The 23,021-nt window shown below is 62.7% G+C and carries 22 protein-coding genes and 2 riboswitches; of the genes, 6 read left to right on the forward strand and 16 right to left on the reverse strand.

What is annotated here, in order from left to right; genetic code table 11:
- Positions 1-85: 85 nt before the first annotated feature.
- Together PAF17_RS06385 and PAF17_RS06390 are read left to right on the forward strand one after the other, a co-directional pair.
- A complete protein-coding gene (locus PAF17_RS06385; RefSeq protein ID WP_271888260.1) occupies positions 86-1,537 on the forward strand; it encodes a biotin carboxylase in 1,452 nt (483 codons plus the stop codon).
- A gap of 8 nt (positions 1,538-1,545) precedes the next feature.
- Positions 1,546-2,562 carry a C45 family autoproteolytic acyltransferase/hydolase gene (locus PAF17_RS06390; protein WP_271888261.1) on the forward strand — a complete coding sequence of 339 codons (1,017 nt, stop codon included), beginning with the start codon at positions 1,546-1,548 and terminating at the stop codon, positions 2,560-2,562.
- On the opposite strand, the gene cobF is transcribed toward PAF17_RS06390, so the two are convergent.
- The 6 genes from cobF to cbiE all read right to left on the reverse strand — a co-directional run bounded on the left by cobF (position 2,556) and on the right by cbiE (position 7,951).
- Positions 2,556-3,305, reverse strand: a complete 750-nt coding sequence (gene cobF, locus PAF17_RS06395; protein ID WP_271888262.1) for a precorrin-6A synthase (deacetylating) — start codon at positions 3,303-3,305, stop codon at positions 2,556-2,558. The genes PAF17_RS06390 and cobF overlap by 7 nt on opposite strands.
- 56 nt (positions 3,306-3,361) lie before the next feature.
- Positions 3,362-4,027, reverse strand: a complete 666-nt coding sequence (locus tag PAF17_RS06400; RefSeq protein WP_271888263.1) for an energy-coupling factor ABC transporter permease — start codon at positions 4,025-4,027, stop codon at positions 3,362-3,364.
- Between the two features lie 33 nt (positions 4,028-4,060).
- A riboswitch (cobalamin riboswitch) is annotated at positions 4,061-4,284 on the reverse strand.
- Between the two features lie 19 nt (positions 4,285-4,303).
- Entirely contained in the window at positions 4,304-5,650 is a 1,347-nt protein-coding gene (locus PAF17_RS06405; RefSeq protein WP_271888264.1) for a cobyrinate a,c-diamide synthase, read from the reverse strand.
- Complete coding sequence (gene cobM / locus PAF17_RS06410) at positions 5,647-6,420, reverse strand: precorrin-4 C(11)-methyltransferase (protein ID WP_271888265.1); 774 nt, start codon at positions 6,418-6,420, stop codon at positions 5,647-5,649. Before cobM ends, PAF17_RS06405 begins: the two co-directional genes overlap by 4 nt.
- Complete coding sequence (locus PAF17_RS06415) at positions 6,417-6,764, reverse strand: cobalamin biosynthesis protein (RefSeq protein WP_271888266.1); 348 nt, start codon at positions 6,762-6,764, stop codon at positions 6,417-6,419. The genes cobM and PAF17_RS06415 overlap by 4 nt, the downstream gene beginning before the upstream one ends.
- A complete protein-coding gene (gene cbiE, locus PAF17_RS06420) occupies positions 6,761-7,951 on the reverse strand; it encodes a precorrin-6y C5,15-methyltransferase (decarboxylating) subunit CbiE (protein WP_271888267.1) in 1,191 nt (396 codons plus the stop codon). Before cbiE ends, PAF17_RS06415 begins: the two co-directional genes overlap by 4 nt.
- On the opposite strand from cbiE, the gene PAF17_RS06425 reads away from it, so the two are divergent.
- Positions 7,950-8,702 (forward strand): cobalt-precorrin-6A reductase, encoded by a 753-nt coding sequence (locus tag PAF17_RS06425; RefSeq protein WP_271888268.1) that lies wholly within the window; start codon positions 7,950-7,952, stop codon positions 8,700-8,702. The two genes, cbiE and PAF17_RS06425, sit on opposite strands and share 2 nt — an antisense overlap.
- Here PAF17_RS06425 and cobJ read toward each other — a convergent pair.
- Genes cobJ through PAF17_RS06460 form a run of 7 tightly spaced genes read right to left on the reverse strand, consistent with a single transcriptional unit; the run spans position 8,672 to position 16,528 of the window.
- Positions 8,672-9,409 (reverse strand): precorrin-3B C(17)-methyltransferase, encoded by a 738-nt coding sequence (gene cobJ / locus PAF17_RS06430; protein WP_271888269.1) that lies wholly within the window; start codon positions 9,407-9,409, stop codon positions 8,672-8,674. The two genes, PAF17_RS06425 and cobJ, sit on opposite strands and share 31 nt — an antisense overlap.
- A complete protein-coding gene (gene cobI / locus PAF17_RS06435) occupies positions 9,406-10,152 on the reverse strand; it encodes a precorrin-2 C(20)-methyltransferase (RefSeq protein ID WP_271888270.1) in 747 nt (248 codons plus the stop codon). The genes cobJ and cobI overlap by 4 nt, the downstream gene beginning before the upstream one ends.
- 4 nt (positions 10,153-10,156) lie before the next feature.
- Positions 10,157-10,786 carry a precorrin-8X methylmutase gene (locus PAF17_RS06440; protein ID WP_271888271.1) on the reverse strand — a complete coding sequence of 210 codons (630 nt, stop codon included), beginning with the start codon at positions 10,784-10,786 and terminating at the stop codon, positions 10,157-10,159.
- The gene (gene cobG / locus PAF17_RS06445; RefSeq protein ID WP_271888272.1) at positions 10,786-11,898 is read right to left on the reverse strand and encodes a precorrin-3B synthase; all 1,113 of its coding nucleotides are present in this window, start codon (positions 11,896-11,898) and stop codon (positions 10,786-10,788) included. The genes PAF17_RS06440 and cobG overlap by 1 nt, the downstream gene beginning before the upstream one ends.
- Positions 11,895-15,128 carry a cobaltochelatase subunit CobN gene (gene cobN, locus PAF17_RS06450; protein ID WP_271888273.1) on the reverse strand — a complete coding sequence of 1,078 codons (3,234 nt, stop codon included), beginning with the start codon at positions 15,126-15,128 and terminating at the stop codon, positions 11,895-11,897. The genes cobG and cobN overlap by 4 nt, the downstream gene beginning before the upstream one ends.
- On the reverse strand, positions 15,128-16,174 hold the full coding sequence (gene cobW, locus PAF17_RS06455) for a cobalamin biosynthesis protein CobW (RefSeq protein ID WP_271888274.1): 1,047 nt from the start codon (positions 16,172-16,174) through the stop codon (positions 15,128-15,130). The genes cobN and cobW overlap by 1 nt, the downstream gene beginning before the upstream one ends.
- Before the next feature lie 3 nt (positions 16,175-16,177).
- The gene (locus tag PAF17_RS06460) at positions 16,178-16,528 is read right to left on the reverse strand and encodes a DUF1636 domain-containing protein (protein WP_271888275.1); all 351 of its coding nucleotides are present in this window, start codon (positions 16,526-16,528) and stop codon (positions 16,178-16,180) included.
- Between the two features lie 103 nt (positions 16,529-16,631).
- Positions 16,632-16,832, reverse strand: a riboswitch (cobalamin riboswitch).
- A gap of 39 nt (positions 16,833-16,871) precedes the next feature.
- Here PAF17_RS06460 and cobO point away from each other — a divergent pair.
- The 3 genes from cobO (at position 16,872) to PAF17_RS06475 (ending at position 19,689) form a co-directional block, all read left to right on the forward strand.
- Positions 16,872-17,501, forward strand: a complete 630-nt coding sequence (gene cobO, locus PAF17_RS06465; RefSeq protein ID WP_271888276.1) for a cob(I)yrinic acid a,c-diamide adenosyltransferase — start codon at positions 16,872-16,874, stop codon at positions 17,499-17,501.
- A gap of 113 nt (positions 17,502-17,614) precedes the next feature.
- Positions 17,615-18,340 (forward strand): trehalose-phosphatase, encoded by a 726-nt coding sequence (otsB, locus tag PAF17_RS06470; protein WP_271888277.1) that lies wholly within the window; start codon positions 17,615-17,617, stop codon positions 18,338-18,340.
- Entirely contained in the window at positions 18,337-19,689 is a 1,353-nt protein-coding gene (locus PAF17_RS06475) for an alpha,alpha-trehalose-phosphate synthase (UDP-forming) (RefSeq protein ID WP_271888278.1), read from the forward strand. The genes otsB and PAF17_RS06475 overlap by 4 nt, the downstream gene beginning before the upstream one ends.
- Here PAF17_RS06475 and PAF17_RS06480 read toward each other — a convergent pair whose 3' ends face one another.
- From PAF17_RS06480 to PAF17_RS06490, 3 genes are read right to left on the reverse strand one after another with little or no spacing between them, the layout of a single operon-like run.
- A complete protein-coding gene (locus tag PAF17_RS06480; protein ID WP_271888279.1) occupies positions 19,690-20,058 on the reverse strand; it encodes a hypothetical protein in 369 nt (122 codons plus the stop codon). It abuts the gene before it with no gap.
- Positions 20,055-21,287, reverse strand: coding sequence for a glycosyltransferase family 39 protein (locus tag PAF17_RS06485; protein ID WP_271888280.1), 1,233 nt, complete (start codon positions 21,285-21,287; stop codon positions 20,055-20,057). Before PAF17_RS06485 ends, PAF17_RS06480 begins: the two co-directional genes overlap by 4 nt.
- Positions 21,284-22,774, reverse strand: a complete 1,491-nt coding sequence (locus tag PAF17_RS06490) for a UbiA family prenyltransferase (protein ID WP_271888281.1) — start codon at positions 22,772-22,774, stop codon at positions 21,284-21,286. Before PAF17_RS06490 ends, PAF17_RS06485 begins: the two co-directional genes overlap by 4 nt.
- Between the last annotated feature and the right edge of the window lie 247 nt (positions 22,775-23,021).

Consider the following 23,021-nt stretch of genomic DNA (forward strand, 5'->3'; position numbering starts at 1 on the left):
AGCGGGCTTGTGAGAAGCGCCCGGCTGTGCAAGCGTCATGGTAGCGACAATAAAAGATGTTGACCTGCAACAGGGGGAACGGCACATGCCGAAGAAGACGCTGAAGAACATCTCGGAGATCCGGCGCTATTTCCACACCAATACCGACCCGGTCTATTTCGTCTCGGCCACGAATTTCAATTTGCTGGGCATCGACGAATGGGTGAAGAACTTCAAGTATATCTGCTATATGGACTGTTTTGACGGGCGGCATCCGAACGTATTCGTTCCCTCCGAAGTCCCGCATGATGAGTTCCAGTCCATCGAGGATATCAACAACTATCTTCTTCAGCACAAGGAAGTCATCGATCTGGTCAAGCGCCGGGGTGGCAAGCCGAAATTCGTGTTCCTGATGTTTGATGAAAAGACAGAAATGCTGGTCAAGGAACTGGGCGGCGAGATCTGGTTCCCAAAGGCGAAGCTGCGTGAACGTTGCGACAACAAGATCGAAACCGTGCGTATCGGCAACAAGGCGGGTGTGCCGTCGGTGCCCAACACGCTGTCCGTCGTCAAGGACTATGCCGACCTGAAAAAGATCTGCGCCAAGGCGGGACTGGGCAATGACCTCGTGCTGCAATCCGCCTTTGGCGATAGCGGCCACACCACGTTCTTCATCAAATCCGAGGCCGATTTCCGCAAGCATGAACACGAGATCGTCGGTCAGGGCGAGATCAAGATCATGAAGCGGATCAGTTGTCGCGGATCGGCAATCGAAGCTTGCGTCACCCAGCAGGGCACGATTGTGGGGCCGTTGATGACCGAACTGGTCGGTTTCAAGGAACTGACCCCCTATCGTGGCGGCTGGTGTGGCAATGAAATCTTTGCGACCTCGTTCAAGCCGTCGGTGCGCCAGCAGGCCCGCGACCTGACCTTCAAATTCGGTGAGCAGCTGCGCAAGGAAGGGTATCGTGGCTATTTCGAACTGGATTTCCTGATCGACAAGAAGACGGGCGATCTGTGGCTGGGTGAGTTGAATCCGCGTATCACCGGCGCAAGCTCGATGACGAACCATGCGGCTTTCGCCCATGCGGATGCGCCGCTGTTCCTGTTCCACTTGCTGGCGTTTTCGAAAAAACCGTTCGAGCTGGACGTGGCCGAGCTGAATGCAAGATGGGCTGATCCCGACATGATCGACAGCTGGTCGCAGATGGTGATCAAACACACCGAGGACAATGTCGACATGATCACCCATGCGCCGCAAAGCGGGATCTACAAGATGCTTGACGATGGACGGGTGGTTTTTGACCGGTTCGATTACCACCGCCGCGCGGTCGAATCCGAGAACGAGGCCTTTTTCCTGCGGATCTCGGGTGCCGGGGACTATCGCTATGAAGGTGCCGATCTGGGTATTCTGGTGACGCGCGGCAGGTCGATGACGGCCGGATTCAAATTGACCGAGCGGGCCCAGAAATGGATCCACGGTATCAAGAACGCTTATGTCGCCGAACCGCTGCCCGCCGCGCAAGCCATGGAACCGCCGGCGTTCAAACTCATGTAAAGCGCAAGATGTCGTTGCTTTTCAAGGCTGTCAGCGAAGAACAGCCCGGTCCGATCTGGGCCGGGTTGTTTGACCTGTATTGGCCATCTTATCGCAAATGGTGGGCCAGCGAAGGGTTTTCAGGCCGCCCAACCTATCGCGAATGCCGACTGGCGCTGACGCAGCACATGCCCGAGATCCTGCCGCTTTACGACCGGCTTTGCGATCTGGCAGGCGGTGGCGACAGCGCCGCCCGCTTTCTCAGCTTTTATTGTCCGCCGCGTTATCTGTCGGGCTGCAGTCAGGCGATCTGGCAGGGCGACAAGCCTCTTTTGGTGCGCAATTACGATTACAGCCCAAAGGCCTTCGATGCGATCCTGATGCACACGGCGTGGCAGGGCCGGCGCGTCATCGGGATGAGCGACGGGATGTTCGGGCTGATTGACGGGATGAACGATGCCGGGTTGGCATTGTCGCTGACATTTGGCGGGCGTCGCGATGTCGGCGAGGGTTTCGGAATTCCGCTGATCCTGCGCTATATCCTGCAAACCTGCGAAACGCTGGACGACGCGGCTGCAGTGCTGCGTCGCGTGCCCTGCCACATGAGCTATAACGTCACGGTCCTCGACGCCCAGAGGCGGTATTTCACCGCATATCTGACGCCCGACCGACCCACGGTCATTTCACAGGTTCCGGTTGCCACCAACCATCAGGAACGCGTCGAATGGCCCGGACATGCCCGGTTTACCGCAACCGTCGAACGCCAGCGTTTCCTGTTGAACCGGCTGACCCTGCATCCCGAAACGCAGGATCGTTTCATCAGCATGTTCCTGCGTCCGCCCCTGTATTCGACGGCGTTTTCGATGGGGTTCGGCACCCTGTATACGGCGGCCTACATGCCCGCGGATGGTGCAATGCAGGTCTGGTGGCCCCATCACGTCTGGCGGCACAGCTTTGACAATTTCGAGGTCGGTTCCCAGATCGTGCTGCTTCCCGATGACGCGAACGCAGCCCCGCATGTCAAGGTGCCGGAGTCCGGTCATTGACGCCGCAGCAGATAGACATCCATGATCCAGCCATGCGCGGCGCGGGCCTTTGCACGGGTTTCGGCGATTTGCGGTCCGATCCGGTCCAGCGGGCCGCTTAGCAAGACCTGTTCCGGCATGCCCAGGAATGCGCCCCACCATATATGCACCCTGTCAGGGGGCAGGGTCAGAAATGCATTGCCGCCGTCCAGCATCACGACCGCCGTGTTGGTTTGCGCGGGCCAGCCCTGATCGCGCAGGTCGCGACCGGTGGTGATGTGAACCGGCTCGCCGATCGTGTTCAGCGTTATGGCATGGGCGGCGCACAGTGCCTGAATGGCGGTGATTCCGGGAATCACCTGCCTGCGTATCGACAGTTTCGACTCCAGCCGGTCGGCGATACGCAGGCTGCTGTCATATAGAGAAGGATCCCCCCAGATCAGAAAGACGACTTTGCCGCCCCGGGGCAGATTGGCGCGGATCTGGTCGTGCCAGCACGTGGCGATGGCGTCGTGCCAATCGTCGACAGCCTTGCGATAACTGTCAGTGCCGGTATCGCGGCGGGGCAGGGGAAAGGCGGCGATCTTGCAGGATGGCAACGCATATGCGCGGCACATGGCCTGCCGAAGATCTGCGAGATCCTGTTTTTCTGCGCCTTTCAGCGGAATCAGGATCAGGTCGGCGGCTTGAATCGCGTCGATGGCCTGCAGGGACAGATGCCGGGGGTTGCCGGTGCCGATGCCGACCAGGCTCAGTTCGATCATGCAGACCTCTTTGTTGGGGTGCGCGGGATCAATGCCCCGCGCCGATACCGCGTTGCTCAGGCGAACAGACGCGGCGTGACAAGAGCGCTGCCTTGCAGGGCGCGCATGGATTTTGCTGCGGCCAGAACGGCCAAGTCTATCAGCGGCTCGATCAGAATCACGGCCATATAAGCAATCCCGAACGTCGCCACGCCGCCGATGCCTGCGATGCCCTGACCGAAGATGGCCCAGAATGCCACCCAGGCAACAACACCGCCCTGATAGGCCGTGGACAGCGCCAGCGCCTGTCCGTAACGCAGATCAACATAGGCCGTGCCGGGCGCGATGATCCGGTTCGCCAGGGCCGACAGGCCGAAAAGCGGGACCAGAAGCGTTGTGACGTTCATGCCGTATTGCGCAAGATCGAAGGGCGCAAACAACACCCCTTGCGCCAGCAGCCCAAGTGCCAGGCCAATCGCGGCAGGCGCAGCGCCAAACAGCAGAAACAAGGTTGAGCCAAGAATGAAATGAACTTCCGAAACGCCCACCGGGAAATGGGGCAATATTTCGAAGAAGCAGAACACCAAAGCGGTGGTCAGCACGCTGCGCAATGCCAGCGATGTCCAGCCCTTTTCCTGTGCGCTCTGGAAGGCCAGCCGCAATCCATAGGCGCCGGCGGCCGCTGCCGTTCCATAGCTGAGCGCCAGTTTTGCGCCGGTGACGATTCCGGGTTCGATATGCATGTCAGTCTCCTTTTGCCGTCACACCCGACGGCTGTTGGTTATGGGCTGACGGCCGGTCTCCTGGCTTGCGGGTCAAGGTGTGGCTTCGGCCTTCCCGGTCCCGAAAGGGGCCAGTGGCTTGGGTGAAGCACACTCTCCGCATACAGTCGCGGGGGCGGCTGGGGCTTTGGGTGCCGCGATTTGGTCCACCCTTCCCCATTCCCGATGAAGCCCGACGCTTTGCGTCCATGCGGGCACCGATCAGGCCCTTAGCTAAATGGCATCGCAGCTTGCGGGTCAAGCGTTCCCGTGCCGGGAGATAAGATGAAAGAAGGTTCCCGATACCCGTCCACCACCGGGCAAGACGTGGTATGAACCGGTTTCCGGCACGGCATTGGCATTGGCATCGCTGACCTGTGCCAGCGGGGCATCGGGTTGCGACAGGATCGATGCATAATGGAATTCATGCCCGCGCAGGGTCTGCCCTGCTGGCAAACCGGGCATCGGGGCCAGTAGCCGGGTCACACGATAGCCCAGATGCATCCGCCGTTTCTGATAGCTGGTCTCCAGCCCCAGCAACCCGACCATGCGGTGACGCTGACCATCGGCATCGATCAGGCCCGCCCCCAGCGTCATGTAGCCGCCGCATTCGCCATGCACGGCGCGCGTCCGGGCAAACCGGGTCAAACCATCGCGAAAGCCGTTGGCCTCTGCGATCTTTCCGGCGTGCAGTTCCGGATAGCCGCCCGGCAACCAGCAGCAATCGGCACTGTCATCGGGGGCCTGATCGTCCAGCGGTGAAAACGGCAGGATTTCCGCGCCCTGACTGCGCCATTCTTCGATCAGATGCGGATATACAAAGCTGAAGGCCGCATCACGGGCCAGGGCAATGCGCTGCCCTGGCGGTGGCGCCGGTCGGTATTGCGGCGTCGGTGCCGCCACCCTGGCTGCCGCGCAGGCCATGATGGCATCAATATCACAATGCTCGTCAACGAACTGCGATGCGTGATCCAGAATGGCGCGAAGATGGGGGGTTTCTTCGGCCTGAACCAGACCGAGATGGCGCTCGGGCAGTTCGATATTCCCCCGTCGGGGCAGCGCGCCCAGCACCGCGATACCGGCGCGCGCCATGCCTTCACGGATCAGGGCCTCGTGGCGGGGCGAGGCAACGCGGTTCAGGACCACGCCGGCAAACGGCATCTCGGGCATGAATGTCGCGAACCCCTGGGCGATGGCCGCTGCGGATTGTGCCTGACCCGACACATCCAGAACCAGCAATACCGGCCATCCGGTCATGGCCGCGATTTCCGCGCTTGCGCCGATGCCGACCTCGCCCGGCGTCGCCACGCCGTCAAACAGCCCCATTGACCCTTCGGCCAGCACCATGTCTGCCGGATCGCGCCCTTGCAGATGCGCGCCGATCTGGGCCGCCCCCATCGCCCAACTGTCAAGATTGAACGATGGCCGTCCCGAAGCCGCCAGATGAAAGGCCGGATCGATATAGTCCGGCCCCGATTTGAAGGGCTGCACCCGGATCCCGCGTTTGCGCAGCGCCCCAAGAAGGCCCAGCATCAGCATCGTCTTGCCGGTGCCCGAAGAGGGGGCCGAAATCATCAGGCCCGGGGTCAGTTCTGTCTGGGTCATTCGGGAAACCTTGGTTCGGGGCCGACAGGCCGGTAGCGGCGGTCATAATCGGCTGCATAGAGCCGGCTGTCGTGAAAATCGCGGGCCGATAATGCCGGTCCGACCAAGATCAGTGCGGTGCGGTCGAAATGGCCGGCGCGATCGGCGATATTGGCAAGGGTTGCACGAACGATTTCCTGATCAGGCCAGCTGGCCCGCCAGACAATGGCGGCCGGGCAATCGGCACCATAGAACGGCGTCAGCTGTTGGGCGATATCCTTCAGTCCGTGGATCGACAGATGAATCGCCAAGGTCGCGCCGGTGCGGGCAAAATTGCTCAGGGTCTCGGCCTCGGGCATGCCCGAGGCGCGCCCGGGCGTGCGCGTCAGCACCACCGACTGCGCCAGCCCCGGCAAGGTCAGCTCTGACCCAAGCGCGGCGGCGGCGGCCGCAAAGGCCGGAACACCGGGCGTCACGTCAAAGGGGATGTGCAACCGTTTCAGTCGACGAAGCTGTTCCCCCATTGCCGACCAAACCGAAACATCCCCCGAATGCAACCGGGCCACATCCTGTCCCGCGGCATGGGCGCGCGCCATTTCGTCGATGATCTGGTCCAGCGACAAGGGCGCGGTATTGATGACGCGGGCATCGGCAGGGCAATGGCTCAGCAATTCCGGGGGCACCAGACTGCCGGCATAGAGGCAGACCGGGCAGGCCGCGATCAGGTCGCGCCCCCGCAAGGTGATCAGATCGGCCGCGCCGGGACCGGCGCCGATGAAGTGAATGGTCATGATTGTTCGGGTCTTTCTGCAATGGCTGCCGTGGCGGTGCCGCAGGCGCTGATGACGCGCGACACCACGATCACGCCATCCTTGCCGCAGGCGGCCAGGGCGGCTGCCTCGGCGACAGAACCTGTGCGATACAGCCGCTGGATGCGTGGTGATTGCGTAGGGGTTGATATTTCGGCGATTTCGACCAGCAGCAGGGGCAGGTTCAGGGCCTGCAACTCTGCCTTGCGGGCGGGAATTGTCGCGATGGCCTGCACGGGGCCGGATTGCAGCAATGCGCGCAGCAACGCATCCCGCAGCGCGGCAGGTGGCGCGGCCTTGCGGCAGCCGATTCCGGCGATCCTCATCTGGTCACGCTCCATTGCGTGATCGGGCGGGCGGATTGCCAGCCACGGCCTTGGCCAAGGGGGGTCGCGTGTGAAAGCTGAATCCGCATCAGGTCACCGCCATATTCGGCATGGCGGGCGGTTAGCAGGCCGTCGGTTTCAAGCGTGACGGCATTGCAGACCAGCCTCGCACCCCGGGGCAGCAAAGCCCATATCCGGTCCAGAAGCGCCGCCGAAGCCCCCCCGCCGACGAACGCGGCGTCGGGTTCGGGCAGGCCATCCAGTGCCGCCGGTGCGTGGCCCTCGATCCCGGTGACGCGGTGCGATACACCGAAATCGGCGCAATTGCGTTTGATATTGGCCATCCGTTCGCGAAGGGGTTCGATACAGATCGCACGCCCCCCCGCCAGCGCCCATTCGACGCTGATCGCACCCGAGCCGCCACCGATATCCCACAACAATTCACCGCGCCGCGGTGCCAGCGCCGCCAGAGTCATCGCGCGGATCGGCGCGCGCGAGATCTGGCCGTCATGCGTGAACCCGGAATCGGGGCGACCGGGCGCGGCGGAAAGGCCCGCCCGGCGGGTCAGCTTGTTGCCATGCAGGGCAACGGCCACCGGTGCCGAGATACCGCCAAGATCGAAATCTTTTGCGCGACTCCACCGGATACGCTCTTCGGGGCCACCCAGGCGTTCCAATACCGCGATGTCCATGTCCCCAAGGCCCCTTGCGCTCAGCCAGGCTGCCAATTGCGCGGGGGCGTTCGGGTCTCGTATCGTGGCGATGATCTTGCAATGCCGCGACAGATAGGGGCGCAGTTGCGCGAACTCTGCCGCGTGCAGCCCAAGGCAGGGCGTGGCTTCCAGACGCCAGCCCAACCGCGCAGCGGCCAGTGAGAAACATCCCGCGACCGGCATGGCGCGCCATTCCGCAGGATCAAGATGGGTGGCCAATGTGCCCCCGACGCCGAACCAGAATGGATCGCCTGATGCCAGTACCGCCACGGGGGCAGGTTTGCAGGCCAGCAATTCAGAGATGTCAAAGGGCACCGGCCAGGCACGGCCCCGCGCCCCGACCCCGGCAAGGGCAAGGTGGCGCGACCCGCCAAAGACGATCCGCGCCTCTTGCAGTGCCAGGCGACTTGCATCCGACAGCCCGTCTGCCCCATCTTCGCCGATACCGATCAATGTCAGCCAGGGCCTAGTCATGACGCGCATCCTTTTGCTGGGGGGCACCACCGAAGCCAGCCATTTGGCGCGGCTGCTGGCGGATGCCGGTATTGACGCGATCTTTTCCTATGCCGGCCGCACCCATGTTCCGCGCACCCAACCGCTGCAGCAGCGGATCGGTGGGTTTGGCGGGGCAGATGGTCTGGCCGCCTATATCGGGCAGCACGGGATCAGCCATGTGGTTGACGCGACCCATCCCTTCGCGGCCAATATCAGCCTGAACGCGATACGGGCCTGCACGGAACGCGCAACGCCGTTGTTGGCCCTGCAACGCCCGCCGTGGCAGGCCGAAGCGCAGGACAAATGGCTGAATGTCGCGGATTACAGGGGCGCTGCGGCGGCTTTGCCCGATGGAGGGGCGCGGGTGTTTCTTGCTATCGGACGGCAGAATCTGGACCCGTTTGCCGAAAAGGCGAACCGTTACCTGTTGCGTCTGGTGGACAGACCCGAACATGAACTGCCGTTGGCAGACGCGCATGCCGTGATCGCGCGCGGACCATTTTCCGTTGACGATGATCTTGCGCTGATGGCCCGGTTTCGTGTCACGCATCTGGTGGCCAAGAACGCCGGGGGAATGGCGGCGCGGGCCAAGCTGCTTGCGGCGCGCCGCCTTGCCGTGCCGGTGGTGATGATCGAACGCCCCCGCATGCCGCAGCGCCAGATCGTGGACAGGGCCGAAGAAGTGCTGGACTGGCTGCATCACCCGGCCTCGGCGCGGCGCGGGGTATAGATCCATCGACCGACTTGTCGCGTCATCGAGTTTCCGACCAGAACCACGGTGCGCATATCGGCCATTTCGGGCGTGGCTTGGGGCAGGGCCACGGTTTTCAGGCTTTCTTCCGGGGTCGAGACAGCACGGGCGAAAATGACCGGTCGGTCGTCGTTGCATTCCTCGCGCAGGATTTGCAGCACCCGCGCGAATTGATGCGGTCTTGTCGCCGAGCGGGGGTTGTAGAACGCCATCGCGAAGTCACCTCGCGCCGCGTGCCGCAACCGTCGTTCGATCAGCGCGAAGGGCTTGAGATTGTCCGACAGGTTGATGGCGCAGAAATCATGCCCCAGCGGAGCCCCCGCGCGTGCGGCGGCGGCCAGCATGGCCGTGATTCCGGGCAGGACATGTATTTCCGGCAGCGGCGCGGGCCAGCATTCGGCCGCCTCGAACAGGGCCGAGGCCATGGCAAAGACCCCCGGATCGCCCGAGGATACGATCACGACCCGCGCCCCCGATGCCGCCAGTTCCAGCGCATGACAGGCGCGGTCCAGCTCGACCCGGTTGTCGGATGCGTGCAGGTTCAGGCCATCGCGTTGCGCAATGCGCGCGACATAGGGGCCATAGCCGATGATGTCGGTGGCTTTTTCCAGCGTGGCGGCAACGTCGGGGGTGATCAGTTCGGGCGCACCGGGACCCAATCCGGCGACCGCGATCCAGCCGCTCATTGTGCGGCCTCGGGGATGCGGCGTTCGGGGCGTCGGCCCTGCCCATGCACCATGACGATCGCGAAATAGGGACAATCATGGTCTTCGACTTCTTGCAGGCGGACGACGCGTTCCCCCGGCATCGTGCCACGTTCGATCAGCCAAGCGTCCTCCAGCCGCCCGGCCAGCGCCAGCGCCTGTCGGATCTTGGGCAGATTGCGCCCGGTTTTCATGATGACCAACGCATTTGCAACCTGCATATGACGAACCAGATCGGCCCGTGGCAGCGTGCCCATCAGCACCGACATGACATCATCGCCCCAGGTGACCGGTGTCCCCGTGGCGTTCCAGCACCCGGCCATGCCCGGAATGCCGGGGATCACCTCGATCTCGACCTTGTCGCGCAACCGCACATACAGATGCATGAAAGACCCGTAGAAAAACGGATCTCCTTCGCATGGCACGATGATGTCCCGGTCCGCGGCCATGGTTTCCAGCCGCGACGCCCAGCTGTCATAAAATGACGCAAGCAGGTCGTTATATTCGGGGCTGTCAAAGGGGATTTCGGTCGTGACGGGATATTCCATCGGGTATTCGATCGCATCGTCAGGTATCAGTCCCTGAACGATCCGCCGTGCCTGTCCCTGACGCCCGGCCTTGCGGAAAAAGGCCACATGCCGTGCGCTGCGCAGGATGCGATGCGCACGCACCGAGATCAGGTCGGGATCGCCGGGGCCGAGGCCCGCGCAAATGATCTTGCCCAATGCCCTATTCCTTCCGGCTTGCCAATGCGTTGACGGCCGCAACCGTCATGGCGGATCCGCCCAGCCGGCCCTCGACAATCATCGAAGGAACGGGCGGTGCGCTGATCAGTGCCAGCTTGGATTCCGCCGCGCCGATAAAGCCGACCGGACAGCCGATAATCGCGGCCGGACGCGGACAGTCCGGGGATTCCAGCATGTTCAGCAGGTGAAACAGGGCGGTGGGTGCATTGCCGATGGCGACCACGGCCCCCCCAAGATGGGGACGCCACAATTCAAGCGCCGCAGCAGACCGCGTGTTGCCGATTCTGGCTGCGATTTCGGGCACCGCAGGATCATGCAACATGCAGAGAACCCGGTTGTCGGCGGGCAGCCGGGCGCGCGTGACGCCTTCGCTGACCATGCGTGCGTCACACAGCACCGGCGCACCCGCCAGCAGCGCCTTGCGTGCCGCAATGGCCATGTCGGGGCTAAAGCGGATATGATGTTCCAATCCGATCATGCCCGCTGCGTGGATCATGCGCACCGCGACAATTTCTTCATCGGGGCCAAAGCGGGACAGATCGGCCTCGGCCCGAATGGTCGCGAATGAGCGGCGATAGATTTCCGCACCGTCCGTTTCATAGATATGTGGCATTAGAGTGCCTTTCTGGTTTCATGGGGCATCAGGGCGTGTTGCGCGGGCGGGTCTGATGCCGTGCCGTTGCGGATCAGGTCAAAGCGACCCGAGGCGGTTGCCGTCAGCGTGATGTCCGCCTTGCGCGGCCAAGCGCAGCCCTTGCTGCATCCCGACACATGCAGAACGGCATCGGCAGGCAGGCAAGGGGCAAGGCTGCGGGCAAGGTCGCGCGTGGGGGCATGCCCCTTGGGGCAGCCGGGCGCCCCGGTGCAGGCATGAACCCGCAGGCGGGGGTCGTCACCGTTCATCACAAGCCCCGTCGCGTTGCCGGGCTGCGCAGTGGCGGGAACCAGAATCATGCGCCATGGCGTCAGGCGCAGATCAGCCTGTTGGCTGAGAGAGATCAGCATCGCGGCATCAATCTGCCCGAATTCCAGCCCGATCAACCGGCCATGCGGGGTCAGTCCGGGCATATATGGCCCGGCCGCAGCGGTCGGGCGCATATCCGCGTTGTCTGGGTGGATCCCTTTTGCGATCAGCGCCTTCATCCGCCCTCGTCCGTCCGGGGCTCCGCCCATGTCCAAAAACCATTGTGCAAGTTCGATGATCTGATCCGGATCCTTCAATGCACGGCCGGTGGCGCAGCCATCCGCGCGCAGGATCAGCCCGTTGGTTTCCCCGCGTTCGACGCGGATATCGGCGGAATCCCTTGTCAGCACGCGCGCGGGGCCACAGTCGATGGCGAAGCCGAATTTTGCAGGCAGTGTGAGGCCGCAACCTGTCAGGCGAGCTTCCAGATCGGCAGCCAGCGCACGGGTTTCGGCATCCGCAAAGGGTGACAGGATGATATTGCGCCGCGTTTCGCCGGCGATATCGTTGTCGATCAGTCCTGCAGATTGCAGGCCCCGCAACAGCTTGGGATAGGCGTCAGGCGTGATGCCGCGAATTTGCAGATTGGCGCGGCTGGTCAGTTCGATCTTGCCATGCCCGTATTGTCGCGCGGCCGTGACAACAGCCGCAGCCTGAGCGGCAGAGAGGCGGCCTTGTCGGGGTTTGATGCGCAAGATCAGCCCGTCACCCGATTCCATCGGCCGCAATGCCCCGGGGCACCAACCTCGGACCGCGCTCATCGTTCCGGCCCCATCATTGCCGCGATCGAATTGCTGCGCGTCACCCACAGTCCGGCCTGCGCAAGACGATCAAAAAGATCGCGCATCGCGCAGAGCGCAGCCGGATTCGCCTGATCCATGAACGCCACGACCTCGGGGCGTCCCAGTGTCGCAGAATGGTAAAGATCGAACAGATGTGGCGGCACGGTCTGCGCCAGATGTGCAAAAGCCGCCAGATGATCCAGCGTTGCGGCGATTTCCGCGGCACCGCGAAAGCCGTGCCGCATCATGGAATCGGCCCATTGGGGCTGGGCCGCCCGTGCCCGAACCGTGCGGGCGATTTCTTCGGTCAGGCTGCGCGCAGAAGGGCGGTCGGGACGGGTATTGTCCAAATGGTAAAGCGCAGGTCGTGCCGCGCCGATCCGAGCCAACGCCGCAGCGAAGCCCGCTTCATGGCCGGCATAATCGGCCGCCAGCAGCAAATCGCTTTCCCGCAGATCCTGTGCATGGACGAAACTGTCCGCCTGTGAAAGCCTGGCTTCCAGCGCGGCACGTTCAGGTGTTGACCGCCCATCCTGGCCAATCGCCCAGGATGAGGCGTTCAACCACGCCTCGCCTGCCGCCTGGCGTGCCATGTCCGAAAAATCGTCCGTCAGATCGCCAAGACCCAGCCCGTATTGACCCGGTTGCGGTCCAAAGACGCGGGGCGAGCGGATGCCATAGGGGTTGTCGCCGGGATCTTCGTCGCGCTGCGCCAGTGCCTCGGCCCCGGTTTCGAACAGTTGCGCCAATGTCGGGAACACATCGCGGAACAATCCCGAGACCCGCAGGGTGACATCGATACGCGGGCGGTCCAGCAAGGCAAGGGGGATGACCTCGATACCCGTCACCCGCGCCGCGCCCTGATCCCAGACGGGTGCAAGTCCGGCCAGATGCAGCGCCATCGAGAATTCTTCGCCTGCGGTGCGCATTGTCGCACTGCCCCACAGATCCACCACCAGCCCCCTTGGCCAATCCCCGTGATCCTGCAGGTGACGGCGCAGCAATTCCTCGGCCAGCCGGACACCCTGTGCCTGGGCGGCAGGTGTCGGCACCCCGCGCGGATCGACGCTGAACAGGTTGCGCCCCGTCGGGACCACGTCATGACGCCCGCGCGCCGGCGAACCGGATGGGCCGGGCGGGACAAAGGCACCGCTGAGGGCCGCCATCAGCCCTTTGGCTTCGGATTCGGCATGCGGCCCCGTTGCAAATACATGCAGCCCGTCGCCGAACTGGCTTTCCTTGATGTCGCAGACAAACCGGTCGATACGGCTGATGACCTCGGCGGGGCCGGCCTGTTCGGGAATCCCCAGATCCTGTGCGACGCCGGCGGCCACGGCTTCGTCGCGAATGTCGCGCGTCAGTCGCTCGCGCCGCCTGGGGTCCAGCCCGTCGGCGGTCGAGTATTCATCCAGAAGCCGTTCAAGGTTCAGCAGCCCGTCAGGCACATTTGCCGCAATCAGCGGTGGTGGCATATGGCCAAGTGTCACGGCCCCGATCCGGCGCTTGGCCTGTGCAGCCTCGCCCGGGTCGTTGACGATAAAGGGATAGACAACCGGCAGGGTGCCAAGCAAGGCGTCAGGCCAGCAATCCTGTCCCAATGCAACCGATTTTCCCGGCAGCCATTCAAGCGTGCCATGGGCACCCATATGGATCATCGCATCGATTCCCTGGCTGCGTAGCCACAGGTAAAACGCGACATAGGCATGGCGCGGCACGCGTGTCAGATCGTGATAATCGGCCTCTTTTTGCGATGCGTGTCCACGATCGGGTTGCAGGGCCAGAAGCAAATTCCCCCGCCACAGCGCCCCAAAGCGAAAACCATTTGTGCCGCAGGCAGGATCATCGGTCGGATCACCCCATTGCGCCGCAAGCTGGTCTTGCAGAATGGCGGGCAGGCCGGACAGCGCGGCCAGATAGTCATCCAGCGGCCATTCGATAGATGCGTGATCAAGGGCATCGGCGCGGGGTTCCGGTGCAACCCTGTACCCCCGGTCGCGCAAAAGTTGCGCGACGTGATCCGCGGATGCCAGCGCATCCAGCCCCACGGCATGGGCCATCTGCCAGTCGCGTCCCGGATAGGTCGACAGCACCATTGCAATCCGTTGTGATGCGCGGGGTTCGCGGGACAGGTTGCACCAGGCCAGCACGCGGCGCACGGCAGCCGAAATCCGTTCGGGCATGGCTTGGTGGACAAAGCGGCTGTATTCCAGATCGGGATCGCGGGGGCTGACCGCCTTGCAGCTGATCAATCCAAGAAAAAGACGGCCATCGACCTCGGGCAGCACGACATGCATGGCAAGATCGGCGGGCGACAGGCCGCGATCGGCCTTGGCCCATTCCTGGTGACGATTGGTCGACAACGCGACCTGAAAGACGGGGCAGTCAAAGGCATCAAAGGGTGTTGCACCATTTTCGGCACGCACGGAAAACCCGGTCGCGTTGATGATCGCTATGGGTGCCGATGTCATCCTGTTGCCCAGCCATTCGGACAAGCCCGGTGCTTTCAGGGACGGAACAAAGACCCCGCACGCCGCCACGCCGGCCTGCACAAGTTGCCGGATCAATGCGTCAATCGGTGCAGTGTCGGCAGCCGTCAGGTAGCTGCGGTAAAAAGGGACCAGCACACAGGGCCGCGCCGGAGGGTTGGCCAGGATACCGCGATCGGGATCATAGAACCCCCATTCAGGTACAGGTTCCGCGCCCTCGACCAGCGCGGCATGAAGCCCGCCCGCAAGCGCAAGCTCTGCCAGCGCCGCCTGCGCCGCGACAGGGCCACCATTGTCGCAATGCCTACGCAGCACGTGCAGCACGGATCGCGGCACGGTCGATATGTCATCAAGCCGTGGATCGTCGCGACCATCTGCAGGCAGAACGGCAAGCGCGATCTTGTGCCGCATCGCATGATCGCGCAACGAGGCAAGCCCGTATGACCAATAGGATTCGCCACCGATCAGGCGAACCAGAATGGCCTTTGCACCACCCAGTGTCTGTTCGACATAGGTGTCAACCGAAACCGGGTGGCGCAAGGCGACCAGGTTGCACAGGCGCAGCGTCGGCAACGCGCCACCCGCGCGATGCCAGCCCGCCGCGAAAGCCCCCAGATCGCTGTCGGAATAGGAAAGCACCACCAGATCCGCCGGTGATTGCCCTGGGTCAAAGGGTGTGTCCGCTTCTTCCAGGCCGTGGCTTTCGCGAAAAACGACATGCATCAGGCTGGCACTGGCCCTGTCAGGATGCGCCGGATCGCTTCGGCGTCGATATGGTCATGTTCGGCAATCACGACCAGCCGCGACTGGCGCGGCATGTCGCCCCAAGGGCGGTCGAACTGGTGGCGTATTCGGGTGCCGACGGCCTGAACCAGCAGGCGCATGGGTTTTCCGGTGATGGCCACATGACCTTTGATCCGCAGGATGTTCTGTTCCCGCGCCAGTTTCTCGACTGCGGCGGCGACCTCTGCAGGGCTGGCGAATTCGGGCAGGTCGATGACCACGGTGTCGAAATCATCATGTTCGTGATCATGCGCGCCGTCATGATGGCTGGGGCGCGCGTCCAGATCGTTTTCGGCCGCCGCCGACAACCCCAGGATCAGCGCCGGATCAATCGCACCGTCAGCGACCGGCAGCATCGGCAGCTTGCGCGGCGCCACGGCGGCAATCCGTTCACGTGCCGCCGCCAGACCGGTGTCGCCCGCCAGATCCGCCTTGGTCAGCAGAATGACATCGGCGCAGGCGATCTGATCCTGGAACACCTCGGATAGCGGGGTGTCGTGATCCAGGCTGTCATCGGCCTCGCGCTGGGTCTGGACGGCTGCCTCGTCCGGCGCAAAGCGGCCTGCCGCCACGGCCTCGGCATCGGCCAGCGCGATCACCCCGTCAACGGTGATGCGCGACCGGATCGCAGGCCAGTCAAAGGCCTTGAGCAACGGTTTGGGCAAGGCCAATCCCGAGGTTTCCATCAGAATGTGATCGGGCTGGTGGTCCATTGCCATCAACCGTTCCAGCGTCGGAATGAAATCATCGGCCACGGTGCAGCAGATGCAGCCATTGGACAGTTCCAGAATGCTCTCGGCCGGGCAGTTTTCGTCGGCGCAGCCTTTCAGGATGTCGCCATCGACGCCGACCGTGCCGAATTCATTCACCAGAACCGCCAATCGCTTGCCTTGCGGGTTTTGCATCAGGTGGCGGATCAGGGTCGTTTTCCCCGACCCGAGGAATCCGGTAATCACGGTGACGGGCGTTTTGGTCAGGTCGGTCATGGATCACTCCTGTGGGGGGATGCGTGCGATGCTTTGCTTGCGAAAGATCACCGGGCGTTCGCGCCAGGGAACAAGGCCGTCATCGGTCGCGGCGTAGGCGGCAGCACCGGTCAGGATGTCGGCCCCGTCTTCGGGGGTCAGCCGACCATAGACATAGGTCCATTTCCCCGGCGCACTCAGCGCGACCGAACACCCTTGCGAACAGGCCGACAGGCACTCAACGGCGCGCAGTTCGACGCCTTCGGGCAGCGCCGATGATGACAGGGCAGCGTGCAGACATGCGCCCGGGCGCGGATCGACCGGTTCGGCCGACTGGCCCCGGCAGGTGGTACAGACATGCAAAATCGCGCGCATCGCGGCCCTCATTCCTGGCGGCTTGCAGGGGGGCGGGGCCAGAAGGACAAGGGACCGTTCACGCCAGCACCTTGCCTGCCGGTCGCGAAACACCCCGTTCGCCGGTCAACTTTCAACGCTGGCAGGTCTCCCGGCTTGCGGATTCAGGGTTTCCCCAGCGGTTGCCCTTCCTTCCCGGCTGATGCCAGTGGACATGGGCGACCTTTCCGGTCACGGTCGCGGGGGCGGCTGCTTTCAGGTTGTGCACCTGTCGCATTCCCTCTTCGCCTGTCATAGGACAGGAACCAACGCGCCTTCACCAATCGCAGGACGGCGTGATTTGTCAAGCAAAAGGGGCGATCACATGAGCGAATCCCACGATGTTCCGGCCGAAGAACAGACGCGTCACGCGCAGAAAATGGCCAGGAAAAAGGCCGCGCGCGATCGAATGATGGAAACCAAGACCGGTGAAAAAGGGCTGGTTATCGTGCATACGGGGGCGGGCAAGGGCAAATCCAGTTCGGGCTTTGGAATGATCATGCGCTGTATCGCCCACGAGATGCCTTGCGCCGTGGTGCAATTCATCAAGGGATCGTGGGACACGGGCGAGCGGCGCCTGCTGACCTCGAATTTCGGGGATCTGTGCCAGTTTCATGCCATGGGCGAAGGTTTCACATGGGAAACGCAGGACAAGTCGCGTGACATTGCCGCGGCCCGCGCCGGCTGGGCCAAGGCGCGGGACCTGATCCGCGATCCGTCGATCCGCATGGTCTTGCTGGATGAGATCAACATCGCGCTGCGATATGGCTATCTGGACCCCCAAGGCGTGGTTGATTTCCTGAACGCTGAAAAGCCGGAAATGACACATGTCGTGCTGACGGGGCGCGGCGCGCCGGAAATCCTGATAGAAACTGCTGATCTCGTGACCGAAATGGCCATGGTCAAGCATCCTTTCCGTGCGGGCGTAAAAGCACAGGCAGGGGTGGAATACTGAGCCTTGCAGGCGACCGGGCTGGTTTGCATGGTGGGGTGACCGGGCTGTGAACCAAACCGCGCGTCGCGTGTTTTCGTGATATCCCGCCATTTGGTTCAAGGAGTTGCCGATCAATGAATCCGCCCGAACTGCCTGACGATGCCGCGTTGTTCCTGGACTTCGATGGCTGCCTGGTCGAGATCGCCGCGCGCCCAGATGCCATTGTCGTTCCTGCGGGGTTGCCGGATCTCTTGCGTGATCTGTTTCGGCGACAGGGCGGGGCGCTTGCCCTGGTGTCGGGGCGCAGCATTGCGGATTTGCGTCGGTATCTGCCGGATTTTCCCGGCGCAATGTCAGGCAGCCACGGCGCAGAATTGTCGTTGAACGGGGGTGACACGGAAACGGCGCATGGGCTTGATCTGGATGTGGCGGCCCTGCATCGCGATGCCGCCACGCTGAGTGCCACCGAACCTGCCATCCTGATCGAACAGAAGCCGCATGGCGTGGTCATGCACTATCGGGCCAATCCGGGGCTGAGACACCGGGCCGAAGAGATCGCGGGCGAACTGCTGTCGCGATATGCCGGGTTGGTTTTGCAGCCCGCCAAGATGGCAATCGAGCTGCGACCCGACGGTGTGGGCAAGGACAAGGCGCTGATCCGGCTGATGTCCGACCCGCCGTTTCGTGGACGCAGGCCGGTCTATATCGGCGATGATCTGACCGATGAGGTGGCGATGGAGGCTGCGCAGCGCCTGGGTGGCTTTGCGATCAAGATCGGTTCTGGCAAGACCGGTGCCCGGCACCGTCTGGGCGATCCTGCGGCCTTGGCGGCGTGGCTGTCGGATGGGGTGCGGTCATGAGCAGGCTTGTCGTCATATCCAATCGCTTGCCCCTGGGCGACAACCCCTCGGGCGGGCTGGTCGTGGCCCTGGATGATGCCTTGCGCAGCTCTGGCGGGTTGTGGATCGGTTTCTCAGGCGAGACGGTCGCGCAACCCAGCGACACATTGACCTTTCATGACGGCGCCCCGTTCCAGAGAGCGTCTTTCGATCTGGCCGATGCCGATCACGACGCCTATTACCTGGGGTTCTCGAATTCGGTTCTCTGGCCGTTGTGCCATGGCCGGGCGGACCTGACCGATATTGTGCCCGACCATGCCAACGGATACCGGCGGGTGAATGCACGTATCGCCCGCCTGATGGTCGAACATCTGCGTCCGGATGACCGTATCTGGGTCCATGATTACCAGTTGTTCCCCCTTGCAGCAGAGCTGCGGGCCCTTGGTGTGCGCAACCCTATCGGGCATTTTCTGCACATTCCCTTTCCGGGGCCGGCCGATTGCGCGGCGATGCCCAACCCGCATGAGCTGTTCGAATGGTTGTCGCAATACGATCTGCTGGGATTTCAGGCGCAGCGCGATCTTTCGAATTTCACCGAAAGCGCACGCCAGCTGGCCGAGATCGAGCATCTCGATGGCAATCGCATCCGTCTTTGCGGTCGCATGTTGCGGCGGGATGTGTTTCCCATCGGGATCGACACGGCATCCTTCATTGCCGAAGCACGCAATGCGCAGGAAGAAGACCGGATGCGTACCCTGACCGGGGCACAGATGATGATCGGCGTTGATCGTCTGGATTACTCGAAAGGCATCCCCCAACGGTTCAGGGCATTCCAGCTGTTGTTGGAAAACCACCCCGAGCTGCACGAGAGGATCGCCTTTCTGCAAATCGCTCCGCCAACACGCGAGGCTGTCGAGGCCTATCGCGATATTCGCGAGGAAACCGAACATCTGGCGGGGCGCATCAACGGGCAGTTTGCGACCGTGAACTGGACGCCGATCCGGTTTATTCACCGGCCCATTCCCCGGCATGTGCTGGCCGGTCTGTATCGACAGGCCCGCATCGGGCTGGTCACGCCATTGGCCGATGGCATGAACCTGGTTGCCAAGGAATATGTGGCCGCGCAGGACGTGTCCGATCCCGGTGTGCTGATCCTGTCACGCTTTGCAGGTGCCGCCGAAACGATGGGCGAAGCCTTGATCGTCAATCCCCATGATCCTTGGGAAATGTCCGAGGCGATGGCCCGCGCCATGTGCATGACCGCCAATGAACGTCGCCAGCGCCATTCGATCCTGTTGCGCGGTGTGGTCGAGCAGGATGTTTCCTGGTGGTCGGCGGGTTATCTGGATGCGCTGGCGATGACGCAGTGATCAGCCGACATTGCCGGCCATGGCCGTGACCACCAGCCCGGCAACAATCAGCCCCAGCCCGGCAACGCGGGTCAGGCCGATGACCTCTTGCTGGAACAGCGCGCCGATCATGGTCAGGGTCACCATCGCCACTGCGGTCACTGCAGTATAGGTCATGCTTAGCGAATAGACCCGGATGGCCGAGACGAACGCCGTCAGCAGCGCCACGGCGCTGATCACCGCAAGCCACATCCAGCCGGATTTCAGGATCGACAGGATCAGCGGGAACATTCCACTGGTATCCAGCCCTTGCCCGCCTTTTTTCAGGAAAAGATTCAGCGCCACGTTCGATCCGGCGGCGACAAAGATCAATACCCAGTGGTTCATCATGCCATAGCTATCCGGTTGAGTGATTTCTGTGTGCGTTTCTGCGCCATCGACACCAGGGTCACCGCGGCAAGCATCGCGATGAAGGCCGAGCTGGGCATGTGGTATCTGTCCTCGGCCACAACCACCGCATGAAGCGACGTGTAATACCCCCATAACGCCACCGGCGGGTTGAAAAAGGCCGCGATCCAGCCGGTGCGTGCCACAAGCGTGGCGATGCCCGCAAACCCGCCCAGCAGGATCAGATACCAATACCCGGTCGATGCCAGCTTCAGCAGGGTCATGCCGTGATTGCCGATACGCGGTTCAAGAGCGTCATTGTTCCAGACCACGCCAATGGTTTCCCGATTGTTCAGCTTGACCAGCTTGATGCCCATCAGCTTCAGCGCGTCCAGCGGGTTCTGGGTGATGAATGTCTTGGCTTCGTCTTTCAGATACTCGGCCCGTTCGATTTCGGACATGGTTTCGACTTCGGCGGGCAGGGGCATGTAGCCGCCCGTGCTGTCGGGGTTGTTGCCCATCCACAGATTGGGTCCGAAATTCGTCGACACCATCACCGGCGCGCCCAGCATACGGTCGTTGCGTGCGGTCCAGGGAAGCGCCACCAGCATGATCAGAAACACGGCGATTGCCGCTTCCAGTGCCGTGACCAGAAACCGGCGCGGCCCATGTGCCAAATCGACCAGCGCAAGGGTAACAGGCACCAGCAGGATTACGGGGCGAACATAGCCCGCGATACCCCAGACCAGCCCGGCAACCAGCAGGTTTGCCATCGGGCTTCCCGACGGACGTTGCCAGAAGAACAGGCCGGCAAGGCTCAGGGCGATAAAGAACAGCTCACTGGACAGAACCGTCGTGAAAAAGATCAGGTTCGGCCAGAATGCGACAAGCGCCATGGCGACGATGCCGACAGCCGCGCCGAAATAGCGGCTGGCCAGCTGAAATGTCAGCAGGATCGCCAGCAGGCTGGCCGCCAGGTTCAGCAGGACCACGCCCCAGAACCCATCCGTGAACAGATAGGTGAAAGCAATTGCCGCAGCGGTGCCGACGGCCCAATAGGCCGTGGGTTCGGTCGGGGACCAGCCATATATGCCGTGATCGACCAGATTGCGCGCAAACTGATGATAGGCCCAACTGTCAGAGACAGGCTCGACGGGCACCAGCATCGCCCAAAGAATGCGCAATGCCATACCGGCGCAAAGGATCATCCAGAAAGCGCGATTGACGTTCATGCGACACCTCCACGCGCGGCCAGCGCGAAGATCGCGAACATGGTGACGCCGCTAAGCAGGCTGACCCGGTCACGCAGTGTAAAGACGATCGGGTCATCGGTCATGAAGCCGCGCCGCGTCATCAGTTGCATGCGACCCAGCCAGAAGAACAGGACCGGGCAGATGAACAGCAACAGGTCCGGTTGGCCGAACTGCGTCTGGACCTCGGGGTCCTGGGAATACAGCGCAAAGACCAGCACTGCCGCCTGCGCCGCGCCGATGGACATGGCTTGCAGAATGGGCAGATCGGCGACAATCAGGTTGCGCCCGGCCGGCTTGTCCGCGCCCCGTTTTGCCATGTCTTCCAGTTCGGCCTGCCGCTTGATGGTAGCCAGCGAAAAGAACAGGAACATCGAAAACACCAGCAACCAGGGGGACAGGATGATGCCCGTCGCGGCCGCGCCCGCAACAATCCGGAGGGTATACAGCCCGGCCAGCCCCAGGACATCTGCAACCATCTTGCGTTTAAGCCAGAAGGAATAGGCAGAGGTGGCCAGCAAATAGACAATCAACGTGGCAACGAATGCGCCGGGCAACAGGATGATGGCCGACAAGAGTGACAGAACCAGCAGGCCGGCAGCAATCGTCAGCCCCTGTCGCGCATCCGCCGCCCCCGCGGCAAAGGGGCGCAACCGCTTGCGTGGATGGGCGCGGTCGGCAGGCAGGTCGACCAGATCATTGATGATATAGATCGCCGAGGCGGCCAGCGAAAAGCACAGCATGGCCAGCAAGGCGGCAGGAAGCTGGGAAAAATCCTGTGCTGTCAGGACCGGCAACAGGATCAACAGGTTCTTGGCCCATTGATGTGGCCTGCACGCCCGGATCAGTGCCCGGACCGGCCAGCCCGCATCGTTCCCGAGCGTTTCCAGCGGTGTTCCCTGACCTGCAGCGGCGCGTTGAACCTTGGCGTCGGTTCTGACGCCATAGGCACGGCGGGCGACGGCCCAGACCGGCAGGTCGGTGCGGCTGTCGCCGATATAGTCAAAGCAACCTTCGCCGAAATTTTCGGCCAGAAAGCGGGCCTTGGCGGCGCCGCGCAGATTTCCCTCGGCGACCGGGCTGCCCGTTCCCAACGCCAGATCGAACAGGCCCAGATGATCCGCGACCGCCTCGACCTGACGGTGATCCGCCGCCGAGACCAGCGCCACCGGTCGGCCCTGATCGCGGGCCTGATGGATCAGGTCCAGAACGTCCTGATCATAGGGCAGCAAGGCCGGGTCCAGAACATGTCCGTCAGCCACATGCCGTTTGAATCCTTCCTTGCCCTCGCGCAGCCAGACCGGCAGCCGCAGCGCTTTGGCCGGATCACGCCCCAAAAGCCCCAGCAGCCCTTCATGCAGGGTGTCCGTGCGGCATAGTGTTCCGTCAAGATCGACGATCAGCGGAACGGCTTCGGGCGGGAAGCTGGACCCTTCATCTGTGTCCAGAAGATCGATCTGTTCATTCATGATCGGCAGCTCGACCGGGTTGCAGGCAGGGTATCAGGGCGGCAGCGAATGCAGGGCATCTGACTTTTCCTTGGGGTCCGCGCGCCTGGGCGGACGGTAACTCGTGACAAAACAAAAGGCGCAACATCGCACGCGGCAAACCTAGCCTCATGGCAGGTTTGCCGCAATCTTTAATACACGCAAAGGTTTACAGGCCGGCCTGTCGTTATGGGCAGGTTCGGCGGCGGGTGTCACCACTTCGGGCGGA

Origin of the sequence: Paracoccus onchidii (assembly GCF_028294535.1) — a bacterium.
Lineage (GTDB): Bacteria > Pseudomonadota > Alphaproteobacteria > Rhodobacterales > Rhodobacteraceae > Paracoccus > Paracoccus onchidii.